The organism is Variovorax sp. R-27 (assembly GCF_049913215.1).
GTDB lineage: Bacteria > Pseudomonadota > Gammaproteobacteria > Burkholderiales > Burkholderiaceae_C > Variovorax.
In genome coordinates this window covers 4694827-4706903 of record NZ_CP183984.1, presented here as the reverse complement: position 1 = coordinate 4706903, position 12077 = coordinate 4694827, and the positions used below count along the sequence as shown (strand labels likewise).

Below are 12077 nucleotides of genomic sequence, written 5' to 3'. Positions count from 1 at the left end.
CCATGGCTGCCATCCTTGAAACCACGAGTTCCGCTTTGCCGCTCAGCCCGGAGCAGCGTGCCATCTGGGCTCAGCATGGAGAACAGGCCGCGACCGGCGCGCCCAAGCTCGTGCTGCTGGCCGATCTTGGCGGCGAGCTCGATGCGGCGCGCCTGCAGGCTGCGGTGCAGTCGGTGGTGCAGGCCCATGTGGCGCTGCGTTCGGCTGTGTTGCAGGTTCCCGGCTTCCGGGGCCTGCGGCAACAGGCACTCGATGCGGCGGTAATGCCGGGCTTGAAAAAAATCGACCTTCGCGGCAACGACGACAGTGCGGCCGCGCTGGCCGACTGGATCGCCGTGTGTACGGAAGAGCCGCTGGATGTCGCGAGCGGCGCGCTGCTGCGCATCGGAGTCGCCCGGCTCGGAGAAACACGACACAAGCTCCTGCTGGTTGCCAGCGTGTTCGCTGCGGACAAGGGCAGCCTGCAGGGCTTGCTGGATCAGATTGCCACGGCCTACCTGACGGGGCAGGTCGTCGATGCGGACGAGGTCTTCCAGTACGCGCAGTTCGTCGAATGGCGCCAGGAGCTCGACAGCGACGACGAAGCGGCCGACGGGCGTGGCTACTGGCATGCCTACATCGACCGCGCCGACATGCTGCAGGCGCCGCGCCTGAACACCCGGGCGGACGGGGAGCGCGAAGGCACACCGACTCGCATCAGCCTCGCCCTTCCTCTTGACGCGGCGCTCGCCGCCCGTATGCAGGAAGTGGCCGGGCAGCTTGGGTGCGGCACCGACTTGCTGCTGCAGGCCGTTTGGTGGCTGCTCGTGGCCCGGCTGACGGGCCACCGGCCATTCATTGCCGGCTGGCAGAACGATTGCCGGCGCAACTACGAAGTGATGCAGGCAGCAGTGGGCGTCTTCGAGAAGATCCTGCCCGTGGTCGTGGATGTCGCGCCTGAAGAGCTTTTCTCCGACTGGATCGGGCGCCTGGGCAAAACAGTCGAGGCGCATACCGAGGCGCAGGAGTACTGGGCAATCGATGCGCCGCCGATCTCCGCGCACCTCGACGTGGGCTTCGGTTTCGACGAGGCGCCTGTGCGGTCGCACGGTGCCGTGTCATGGCGTGTGGACACCGCGCCCGGGCCGCAGCCTTGTTTTGAGCTGGCCCTGCAGGTCGGCCAGGCCGGGCAGGCGTTCACGCTGTCCGTGCATGCGGACGCATCGCGCTATTCATCGCAGGCCGTGGAGCGGTTGCTGTGGCAGTACGGCACGTTGCTTGAAGATGCCGTGGCGCAGCCTCGCGCGACGGTTGGCAGTCTCGCGCTGGTCGGTTCGCGCGAGCGCGAATTGCTGTTGCTCGCAGCCCGTGGCGAGGAGGCGGATTTCGGAACCCTCACGCTGGCCGAGCAGGTCGCCGGCTGGGCTCGGACGACGCCGGACGCGCCCGCGCTGGAGGCAGGCGATGTGCTTCTGAGCTACCGCGAATTCGACGCGCGAATCAACCGGATGGCGCACTGGCTGCAGGCCAAGGGCGCTACGGCCGGCGCGCTGGTGGCGCTCAACCTTCCGCGGTCGGCCGACTTGCTTGTGGCGATGCTTGCGAGCTGGCGCATCGGGGCGGGCTACCTGCCGCTGGACCCCGAATGGCCCGTTGCACGCCGCCAGGCCGTGCTGGAAGACGCCGTGCCGTCGCTCGTGCTCCATGCCACCGGGTCGGCTTCGCCCGGCGATGCACCGTGGCGTCAGGCATCGCTCGGTGACATGGACCGGGGCGGCTTTGCCGACAGCGCACCGGCACACCAGCCTGCGATGCGTGACCTGGCCTATGTGCTCTACACCTCGGGTTCGACGGGAACGCCCAAGGGCGTGGTGATCGAGCAAGGGCAATTGCTCAACTACGTGGCGGCGGTGTCGTCGGCCATGGACCTGGGCCGCTGCCGTCGCTGGGCGCTCACCAGTTCGGTCGTCGCGGACCTGGGCAACACGGCGCTCTTCGGTGCGTTCCACAACGGCGCCTGCCTCGTCGTGGCGGGCCCCGGCGACGTGAAGGATGCGCGCGCTTTCGCGGGCTTCATGCGCGAACGCCGGATCGACGCACTCAAGATGGTGCCCTCCCACCTGGAGGCCTTGCTCGAGGACGATGCACCGAAGCTGCCCGACACGCTGGTGCTGGGCGGCGAGGCCGCACCGCGCTCGCTCATCGAGCGCATCGCGCGGCTCGCACCGCAGACCGTGGTCTACAACCACTACGGCCCCACGGAAACGACGGTGGGTGTGATGGTGCATCGTGTGCCGGCAGAAGGCGCCTCGTCTTCGGTGCTGCCGCTGTCGCGCGTGCTGGCGAACAACCGCATCCATGTACTGGATGAGTCCCTGCGCGTGGTGCCGAGCGGTGCGCTGGGGGCGGTGTATGTCGGCGGTGCGCAGCTGTGCCGCGGCTATCTGAACCGGGAAGTGGAAGGCGCTTTCGTGGCCGATCCGTTCCAGCCGGGGCAAAAGCTCTACCGCACGGGCGACCTGGCCTGCGTGCTGCCCGAGGGCGGCATCCGCCTGGCAGGGCGGGCTGACGACCAGGTCAAGATCCGGGGTTTTCGTGTCGAGCCGGCCGAGGTGGAGGCGGTGTTGCTGTCGCAACCCGGCGTACGGCAGGCCGTGGTGCTGGCGGTGCCGGCCGGCGGAGGCGACACCGAACTCCGGGCCTTCGTCGTGGCAGACGAGTTGCTCGCATCGGAGGCCGACCGTTCGGCGCTGACCGGGCGGCTGGGCACGCTGCTGCCCGCGCACATGGTGCCCGCACGCTGCACCTTCGTTGCGGAGTTCGCGCGGCTGCCGAACGGAAAAATCGATCGCCAGTCGTTGCGGTCCGCAGCAAAGGTCGATGACCGGAAGCCGGTGGCAACGGCCCCGCGCGACGCACTCGAATCGGTGCTGGCGCAGTGCATGGCCGGCCTCGTTCAGCGCGACGTCATCGGCGTGGAAGACGACTTCTTCGAACTGGGCGGGCACTCGCTGCTCGTGATCAAGCTGGTGGCGCGCATCCGCAAGCTGCTGCGACTCGATATCGCGCCGGGGCTGGTGTTCGACCATCCCACCGTCGCCACGCTGGCGGCGGCGCTTCGCGCGCTGGAGGCGCAGGACGTCGAGCGAATGGAACTGCTGGCGCACACGCACGAGCAAGCTCGCCTCAAGGACTCAGGATCAGTTTGATATGCAGGATGGAACAGTGATGAACATCACCGATGCGGCGCAGCGGATTTCGACAGCAGACGAGTGGGCGGAGGAAGACGACGAAATCCGCCGTCGAGTGTCGAACGGCGACGAGGTGCCGTTGTCCCATGCGCAGGAGCAGCTCTGGTTCCTGCAGCGCCTGGAGCCGGGGCTGACGGCCTACAACCTGCCGAGGATGCTCCGCCTGCAGGGCCCGCTGGATGCGGATGCGCTCGAGCGGGCGTTCCAGGCCGTGATCGATCGCCACGGCATCCTGCGCACCCGCTTCTTCGAGAAAGACGGCGTGCCCATGCAGCAGATGGTGCGGGACGTGACGTTCGTGCTGGAGCGGTTCGATCTGTCCCTGGAGTCCGGGGTCGTGCGGCAGGCGCGTGTCGATGCGCTGGCGAGCGAGATGGCCCTGCACGTGTTCGACCTGGGCGCCGCGCCCGCACTGGTGGCGAGGTTGATCCGGCTGTCGGACGAAGAGCATGTGCTGACGGTCTGCCTGCATCACATCGTGTCGGATGCCTGGTCCAACCCCATCCTCGCGGCAGACCTCGCTTCGGCCTACCGCCTGGCATTGGCCGCGGGCGCGGCCGTGCGGCTGCCGGCCTTGCCGGTCCAGTACGCCGACTACGCACTGTGGCAGCGGGAACGCTTGCAGGGCGAGGCCCTGGCGACGCAGCTGAACTACTGGAACACCCATCTGGGTGCCGATGTGCCGCCGCTGGAACTGCCGTTGGACGGGGTTCGTTCCTCGCGGCAGACCTTCGACGGCGCCGTGCATCGCTTCGAGCTGGAGCCTGCACTGGCCGTGGCGTTGCAGAAGTTCTGCCGCACGGAAAAGTGCACGCCCTTCGTGGTCCTGCTCGCGACGTGGCAGATGCTGCTGGGCTGGTATAGCGGCCAGAACGACTTCGCCGTCGGCGTGGCCAATGCCGGTCGCCATCGCGACGAGGTGCGCGATCTGGTGGGGTTTTTCATCACGACCCAGGTGTTCCGGGCGCGGCTCGAGCCGCGCGCCACGCTGCTCGAAGTCTGCCGACGGGTGCGGCGCGATTCGTTGTCCGCGCTGGAGCATGCGGATCTTCCCCTCAAGGCGCTGCTGGCCAGCCGCAACGTGAAGCGCGACGCGTCGCGCAATCCGTTGTTCCAGGTGATGTTCGGCGTGCAGATGGGCGACAGCGCTGCCGGCCTCGCGTTCGGCGACGTGCGCACGGAGGAGATCGGTGCCCGCAATGCGAGCGCCAAGTTCGACCTGTCACTGGATTTCTTCATCGAACCGACGCGGGCGCACGCGCAGATCGAATACAACACGGGCCTTTTCGGCGAGGCGACGGTGGCGCGGCTGGCAGGCTGGTACGTGCGCCTGCTCGAGGCATTGACGGTCGATCCGGGGCAGGCCTTTTCGGGCGTCGATCTTTGCAGCGCGGCGGAGCGCGCGCAACTCGCGGCGTGGGGTGTGAACACGCAGCGCCATGAAAACGCGACACCGGTGCATCGGCTGATCGAAGGGCAAGCGCAACGAACCCCGGATGCGCCGGCCTTGAGCTTCGGCGAAGAGACGCTGAGCTACGCGCAGCTCAATGCGAGGGCGAACCGTCTCGCGCACCATCTGATTGGCCTTGGCGTAAGGCCAGAGGCGAAGGTGGGTATCGCGGTGGAGCGCTCCATCGAGATGGTGGTGGGGATCCTGGCGATCCTGAAGGCAGGCGGTGCGTACGTGCCGCTGGACCCGGACTACCCGGCGGAGCGGCTGGCCTACATGGTGGCCGACAGCGGCATCGGGCTGGTGTTGACGCAGAGCCATCTCACCGTGCCGGGCACCGAGGCCGTGCAGGTGCTGTCGTTCGACATGCTGGACGTTCGCGCCGAATCCGAGACAAATCCGCAGATTGCGTTGAGCGGCGAGAACCTCGCCTACGTCATCTACACCTCCGGCTCCACCGGAAAGCCGAAGGGCGCCGCCAACCGTCATGGCGCCTTGTACAACCGCCTTGCCTGGATGCAGCAAGCCTATGCACTCGGTGCGGACGACACCGTGCTGCAGAAGACTCCCTTCAGCTTCGACGTGTCGGTGTGGGAGTTTCTCTGGCCCTTGATGTTCGGCGCCCGCCTGGCGGTTGCCCTTCCGGGCGACCACCGCGACCCGGCACGCTTGCGAACTTTGATCGGGCAGCACCGGGTCACGATCCTGCACTTCGTGCCCTCGATGCTGCAGGCCTTCCTGGCCCACGAGGGCATCGAGGCTTGCACCAGTCTGCGGCGCATCGTGTGCAGTGGCGAGGCCCTGTCGGCCGAAGCACAGAACGAGGTGTTCAGGCGGCTGCCGCAGGCAGTGCTCTGCAACCTCTATGGCCCGACCGAGGCCGCGATCGACGTGACGCACTGGACCTGCCGGGATGACGGGCGGAGCCAGGTGCCGATCGGACGACCCATCAGCGACACCCAGGCGCATGTGCTGGATGCGGAGCTCAACCAGGTAGCTGCAGGAGCGGCTGGAGAGTTGTACCTGGGCGGGGTCAACCTTGCGCGCGGCTATCTCAACAGGGCGGCCCTTACCGCAGAGCGCTTTATTGCGACGGAAGATGGCGCCCGGCTGTACCGCACGGGCGACCTCGTTCGCTGGAATGCGGAGGGCCAACTGGAGTACCTGGGCCGCATCGATCACCAGGTGAAGGTGCGGGGCTTCCGCATCGAGCTGGGCGAGATCGAGGCGCAACTCCTGGCGCAGCCCGAAGTGCGCGAAGCGGTGGTGGTGGCACGAGATGCCGCAAGCGGAGCCCGACTGGTGGGCTACGTCTCCGCCCACGCCGGGCAGGCCATCGAGACAGCCGTGTTGCGTGAACGTCTTGCCGCGGCGCTGCCTGACTACATGGTGCCGGCGGCGCTGGTGGTGCTGGATACATTGCCGCTGAACGCCAATGGCAAGGTCGACCGCAAGGCGTTGCCGGCGCCGGAGTTCGGAGAGGCGCGGGCAGGCGAAGAGCCACAGGGGTTGGTGGAGGGCGCACTGGCCGCTATCTGGGGGCAGGTGCTGGGCGTGCCGCACGTGGGGCGCCACGACAACTTCTTCGAGCTCGGTGGCGATTCCCTTGTCGCGCTCAGGCTGCTGGCCAGGATCAACAAGTCGCGTGCGCTGGGCGTGAAGATCTCCCTGCAGGACCTGCTTCAGAAGCAGACGATCGCCAGGCTGGTTGCACAGCTGGACATCGGAGCGACTCCGCAGCCCGTCCAGTTGCTGAACGCGTATGCCGGGCCGGCAGAAGCGATGCCGCTCTTCTGCGTGCCGCCCGGGCTGCGCCATCCGGTCGACTATCGGCCGATGGCGCGCCACCTGGAAGACTCGCGTGCCGTCTACGGCCTGAGCTACACGGACGACATCACCGGGCTGGAGTCCATCGGGCAGATGGCCCGGTACTACGTCGATCTCATCCGCAAGACGCGGCCGCAGGGTGCCGTTGGCATCGTCGGCTGGTCACTGGGAGCGGTTGTTGCAGTGCATGTCGCCAGCCTGCTGGAGCAGGAGGGCGTGGACGTCGCCTTCCTCGGCATGGTCGACAGTTTCCTGCTGGACGAGAGCTTCGATCCGGACGGCTGGTATCAGGACTTCCGCGATTTCGTTCTGGACACCGCGAACGGCAGCATGGGCCGCGAAGCCGTCGACGCAATGCTCGACAGGTTCGAACCGATCCGCTCAGCATCGGACGAGACCGTGCGCGACGCTGTCGAAGAAATCGTGGCCGCGGCCGGCATGAGCATGAAGACGGCCGACATCGTCCAGGGGATCGTCGCAACCAGGCGCATGAACGCGATCACGGAAAAGATCGCCGCGTTCCCGCGTCTGAACGTGGCGCCGCATTTCTGGTGGAAGAAGGGAAGAGCGGCTGCGGAGAAGGCCGCGCTCCTGTCGCAGTTCGACGGCGAAGCGCGTGCTTCAGTCGAAGTGGATGCCGACCATCAGGGCATCGTGCGCCACGCTGCGATGTTGAGCCATCTGCATGCGGCCATGTGCGATGCGCAGGACAGGGAGACAGCAGGCGCGCGCTGATGGATGGCCTGCCCCCCGCATTCACGCGGGGGGCGAGGCTGATCGATCAGAACTTGTACCGGGCGGTCAGGGTCGCCGCGCGAAGGGTGCCCTGGTAGCACTCGCCGTGGTAGCAGATCGAGTTGTACTTCTTGTTCGCCAGGTTGGAGACGTTGAGCGCGAAGCGCCACGGGCCGGTTTCGTAGTGCACGGCCGCATCGACGAGCGTCACGCCGCGTTCGAACGTGGTGTTGTACTCGTCGTTCTGGCGCTTGCCGATGTAGCGCACGCCGCCGCCGAAGCCCAGGCCGTTGCCCAGGGTGTAGTCGAGCCACACCGATGCGGACTGCTTGGGCACGAGCGGCGGGATCTTGCCGACTTCGTCCGGATCGGCGCTGGCGAGCACCTTCATGTCCAGCCAGGTGTAGGCAGCAGCGATGTTCAGGCCCGGTGCGAGTTCGCCCTTGGCTTCCAGCTCGATGCCGCGTGAGCGCTGCTTGCCGATCTGGCGCCCCTCGGAGGTTGCCGGGTCGTAGGTGACCACGTTGGTCTTGCGCAGGTCGAAGGCCGCGGCGGTGAACAGGGTGCGCGTGCCTTCGGGCTGGAACTTGACGCCGACCTCGACCTGCTTGCCGCGGCTGGGATCGAAGGGCTGGTTGTTCGCGTCGACGCCGCTGTTGGGCAGGAAGGACGTGGTGTAGCTCATGTAGGGCGCCCAGCCATTGCCGAGCAGGTAGCTAAGGCCTGCCCGGCCGCTGAACGCACTGTCCGACTTCCGGGTGAAGGTCTCGCTCAGGTAGTTGCTGGTGCTCTGGCGTACCTGATCCTGGCGGCCGCCGACGGTGAAGACCCATTTGTCGCCGAACTTGATCTGGTCCTGGGCGTAGATGCCGATCTGGCGCGTCGACTGCGACAGGTCGGTCACCGGGATGGTGGGCGTTGCCACGGCCTGGCCGTAGACGGGTGCTAGCACGTCGAGGTCCGGTGCCGCGCCGCGGAAACGCCGCTGCTTGCCGTTCTGGTCGGTGTAGTCGAAACCGAGCAGCACCGTGTGCTGGACGGAGCCGTACTGCAGCTTGCCCTGCACGTTGGTGTCGAGCGTTGCCAGGTTCACGGGGTCGTTCCAGCTTCTGGCAACGCGGGAGAGCGTGCGCTGGTCATCGCCGAGCGAGCCGGCCCAGACTGCTCGCCTGTTCAAGTCGATCCTGCTGTAGCGGAAGTTCTGGCGGAGGGTCCAGGTGTCGTTCAGGGCCGTTTCGAAGCGGTAGCCGATGGCGGCCTGTTTCTGCTTGAGCTGGCCGAAGCTGTAGTCGCCCACCTTCACGGGGTAGAGAACGTAGTCCTGGGTGAGGTAGTACGGGTCTTCAGACGTGTTGTTCTTGAGGTACTCCGCAAAGACGGTCAACGAGGTCGTTGCATTGGGCTGCCAGCGCACGGAAGGCGCGATGTAGGTGCGCGTGTGGTTCAGCTTGTGACCGTCGGGGTATCTGTCCTGGTCGTTGCTGTCGAGGCCTACGCCAACCAGGCGATAGCTCAGGTCGGTGTTGTTGCCGATCTTGTCGCCGAGGTCGAACGCCAGTTGCTTGCGTTGGTAGCTCCCGTACTGGAGTTCGATTTCGCGGCTCTTCTCCCCGGTCGGCTCCTTGCTCACGCGGTTGACGATGCCGCCTGCGTCGCCCTGGCCGAACACCATCGACGACGGGCCGCGCAATACCTCCACGCGCTCCAGCCCATACGGTTCGCTCAGGTAGTAGGTGGGGCCGAACGCCGGCTGGGCGAGCCCGTCCCGATAGACGCCGTTGGCGGAAGTGCTGAAGCCCCGCAGCAGGATGTATTCCCAGCCACGGTTGTCGGGGCCGTACGTGTTCGTCGTGACGCCAGGCGTGTAGCGAATGGCCTCCATGACGTCCTGTGCGCCGCGCGCCTCCATTTCATTGCGGCCGATGATGGAGATCGACTGCGGCACCTCGAGCACCGGCGTGTCGGTCTTGGTGGCCGTGCTGCTGCGGCGGGCCACGTAGCCGGTGACCGGGCCGGTGGGCGATTCGTCGGCGTTGGCCACCACCTGCACCGCGGGCAGAGTGCCCTGGGAGCTGGCAAGGTCGGCGGTGCGGCGGATCGTGAAGCTGCCGTTGGCGGCACGCGTCGCTTCGAGCGAGGTGCCGGCGAGCATCTGGCCCAGGGCCTGGTCGACCGTGAGCCTGCCTTGGACGGCGCGCGAGTTCGTGCCCGCGACCACCTCGCCAGCAGCAAACACCTGCACGCTGGTCTGGCGCGAGAGCTCGTTGAGCGCTGCACCGAGTGCCTGCGACGGCACTTTCACGTCGAACACCTGCGCCACGGCCTGGCCGGAAGCCTGCGCTTGCGCTGAAGCCAGTGGGGCCCAGACGGTGAGAACGGAACCGAACGCCGCGGCAAGCGCGGCATTCAGCAGATGTTGACGAGGCAGGGGACGCATAAAAGAACAACTCCAGTTTTTTGAATTACGACGCATTCACATTCAGGTGCGGATGCCGGCCCAACTTCCGGTCTCTGGCGCATCTATGAGTAAGACGTTCGAACTCATCAAACAGAGACACTCTCCCTGCACAAATCTTTAGTACGCCGGGGTGCGGCGCCGGAATTTCAGTTCTGGACGGCCTCGGGTTCCGGCCGGAGATGCACTGCCGCGCCGGCCGGGGTGGCCAGCAGGGCGCTGCCGATTTCGCCGGTTCTGACCGAGGTGACGGACAGCAGGGTGTCGCTCAGGCCGTGCGAATCCTCGCAGGCGCCCTGCAGGTAGATGGCCGGATGGAAGTTGGGCGTGGCCAGCACGCGGTAGTGCCGGTCGACCTCGTAGCTGCCGAGATAGCCCGCCAGCGGCGCGAGCAGAGCCTTGTGGTGCTCCCGCACATAGCCGGTGGCGAGCACCACGGCGTCGTAGCGCACGGTGTGCTCGCGCAGGGCGTTCTGGTCCCACAGCGTGAGGTGCACGCCCTGGTCGTCGGCCGTGACGTTGCGGATGTCGTGCCGGCGCAGGAAGCGCAGGCGGTTGCCGCCGGTCACTCGCTGTTGGTAGAAGGCCTTGTAGATCTGCTGGATCAGTTCCAGGTCGGCCACCGCATAGTTGGTGTGCCAGAACTCGTCAAGCAGCGCGGCGCGTTCCTCATCGGAGCGGCTGAAGGTGTAGTCGGTGAACTCGGCGTTGAAGATCTCGTTCACGAAGGGGCTGTCGTCGGCCGGGCGGATCGAGCGCGAGCGCGTGACGAGGTCGACCTGCGGCGCGCCGGGCCGGCCCTGCAGGTCCATGAAGATCTCGGCCGCGCTCTGCCCCGCACCCACCACGGCGATGCGGCGGGCGTCCGGCAGCTGTGCGATGTCCTGCAGGTAGCTGCTCGAATGAAAGACGCGCGGGTCGTTGCGGAGTGCGCGAAAGCCGTCGGGGATGTTCGCCATGCCGCCGATGCTGACCACGAGATTGCGCGCGAGCCGCTCGACCAGCTTGCCCGCATGGTTGCGCGAGCGCACGCGCAGCAGGGCCACCTCGCCGCCCTTTTCTTCGGGCAGCACCTCGAATACCTCTTCGCCGTAGGCGCAGGCGTCTTCGAACTGCTCGGCGGCCCACGAGAGGTAGTCGTTGAACTCGTGGCGACTGGGGAAGAAGCTCTTCAGGTTGGCGAAGTCGGTCAACCGGCCTTTTTCGTGCAGGTAGTTGATGAAGGTGAAGCGGCTGGTCGGGTTGCGCAGCGTCGCCAGGTCCTTCAGGAAGGAGATCTGCATGTGCGCGTGGTCCAGCAGCATGTGCGGGTGCCAGGCGAAGCTCAGTTGCTTCTCGATGAACAGCGCATCGAGCGGGCGGCCGGCATGGCGCTTTTCGTCGAGGGCGATGGCCAGGGCGATGTTGGACGGGCCGAACCCGATCCCGACCAGATCATGGACGTGTGGCATTGAAATCAACTCCTGTGGTGGAGGGCGGCGCGCCGCATGCGGCAGCCCACCCTGGGCCGTGTGTAAGAAGACGCTCGGCGGCGCGGGATGTTCACGCTTCCACGGTCTCGGCCATCAGGGCCAGGCCCTGGTGGAGCGCCGGAAAGAGGCTGCGGTTGAAGTTGTTCCAGCGCAGCTCGAGGATGGTGTCCGCGGGGTCGATGTCGGTGCCCAGCACGTCGAAGATGACTTCGCCCGAATCGATGCCGGTGTCCACGTAGTGGAAGGAGGCGCCGGTCTTCAGCACCGGCTCGATCGCGACCGTCTCGCGCGTGCGCCAGTCGACCACCCGCTGGCCCTTGGCGCCGTACAGCGCGTCGAGCGTGGCCCAGGCGCCGCGGCGCTCGAACGGCGACTCCAGGCGCGTGATGCCCGGATGGATGTTCACGATCCGGCGGAAGAAGGGACTTTCGGGGCGCGCCAGCTGGTCGAGGATCACCAGCAGGCCGTCGAGCACGACAAGGTCGGCCTCCAGCGCGGTGAGCCGCTCGAGCAGGCGCTGCTCGAACTCCTTCTTTCCGGCTGCGCGCTCGGCGGCCGCGTCCAGCGGCAGCCGCCGGTAGGTCGACGGTACGTTGTGGAAGATGTCGTTGGCCCGGCGGCCCTGCACCTGCAGGTCGCCCGGGTAGATCCATTGGCGGGCCGGATCGAAGCCGAAGCCGTAGTCCTGCAGCGCCTGGCGGTCGCGCGGCGAGCCTTCGTCGTCGTCGAAGAGCACAGCCTCCAGCGAGTAGGCATCGCCCAGCGACGTGCGCTCGAGTGCCTCGGCCAGGTACTCCAGCGGGGACTTCATGTAGCGCTGCCCGCCCTTGTAGTCGATGTACTGGCCAGCCTTGTCGGCCGCCGCATTCCTCAGGGACATGATGTAGACGAGTTTTGCCTTGGACATG

The 12077-nt window shown here is 66.8% G+C and carries 5 protein-coding genes; 2 read left to right on the top strand and 3 right to left on the bottom strand.

Going from position 1 to position 12077, the window contains the following annotated elements:
• The first annotated feature begins 2 nt into the window (after positions 1–2).
• Together ACN9MV_RS22165 and ACN9MV_RS22160 are read left to right on the top strand one after the other, a co-directional pair.
• Positions 3–3188 (top strand): non-ribosomal peptide synthetase, encoded by a 3186-nt coding sequence (locus tag ACN9MV_RS22165; RefSeq protein ID WP_426389462.1) that lies wholly within the window; start codon positions 3–5, stop codon positions 3186–3188.
• Between the two features lie 19 nt (positions 3189–3207).
• Complete coding sequence (locus tag ACN9MV_RS22160) at positions 3208–7242, top strand: amino acid adenylation domain-containing protein (RefSeq protein WP_426389460.1); 4035 nt, start codon at positions 3208–3210, stop codon at positions 7240–7242.
• Between the two features lie 46 nt (positions 7243–7288).
• On the opposite strand, the gene ACN9MV_RS22155 is transcribed toward ACN9MV_RS22160, so the two are convergent.
• The 3 genes from ACN9MV_RS22155 to ACN9MV_RS22145 form a co-directional block, all read right to left on the bottom strand.
• Positions 7289–9679 carry a TonB-dependent siderophore receptor gene (locus tag ACN9MV_RS22155; RefSeq protein WP_426389458.1) on the bottom strand — a complete coding sequence of 797 codons (2391 nt, stop codon included), beginning with the start codon at positions 9677–9679 and terminating at the stop codon, positions 7289–7291.
• Between the two features lie 167 nt (positions 9680–9846).
• Positions 9847–11148, bottom strand: a complete 1302-nt coding sequence (locus tag ACN9MV_RS22150; protein ID WP_426389456.1) for a lysine N(6)-hydroxylase/L-ornithine N(5)-oxygenase family protein — start codon at positions 11146–11148, stop codon at positions 9847–9849.
• Positions 11149–11239: 91 nt separating this feature from the next.
• The gene (locus ACN9MV_RS22145) at positions 11240–12076 is read right to left on the bottom strand and encodes a N(5)-hydroxyornithine transformylase PvdF (RefSeq protein ID WP_426389454.1); all 837 of its coding nucleotides are present in this window, start codon (positions 12074–12076) and stop codon (positions 11240–11242) included.
• Position 12077 lies beyond the last annotated feature (1 nt).

What these genes read in the sequence shown, in the direction of transcription:
- ACN9MV_RS22165 (WP_426389462.1), top strand. Translation starts at nt 3, where the DNA reads ATGGCTGCCATCCTTGAAACCACGAGTTCCGCTTTGCCGCTCAGCCCG.
- ACN9MV_RS22160 (WP_426389460.1), top strand. Translation starts at nt 3,208, where the DNA reads ATGAACATCACCGATGCGGCGCAGCGGATTTCGACAGCAGACGAGTGG.
- ACN9MV_RS22155 (WP_426389458.1), bottom strand. Translation starts at nt 9,679, where the DNA reads ATGCGTCCCCTGCCTCGTCAACATCTGCTGAATGCCGCGCTTGCCGCG.
- ACN9MV_RS22150 (WP_426389456.1), bottom strand. Translation starts at nt 11,148, where the DNA reads ATGCCACACGTCCATGATCTGGTCGGGATCGGGTTCGGCCCGTCCAAC.
- ACN9MV_RS22145 (WP_426389454.1), bottom strand. Translation starts at nt 12,076, where the DNA reads ATGTCCAAGGCAAAACTCGTCTACATCATGTCCCTGAGGAATGCGGCG.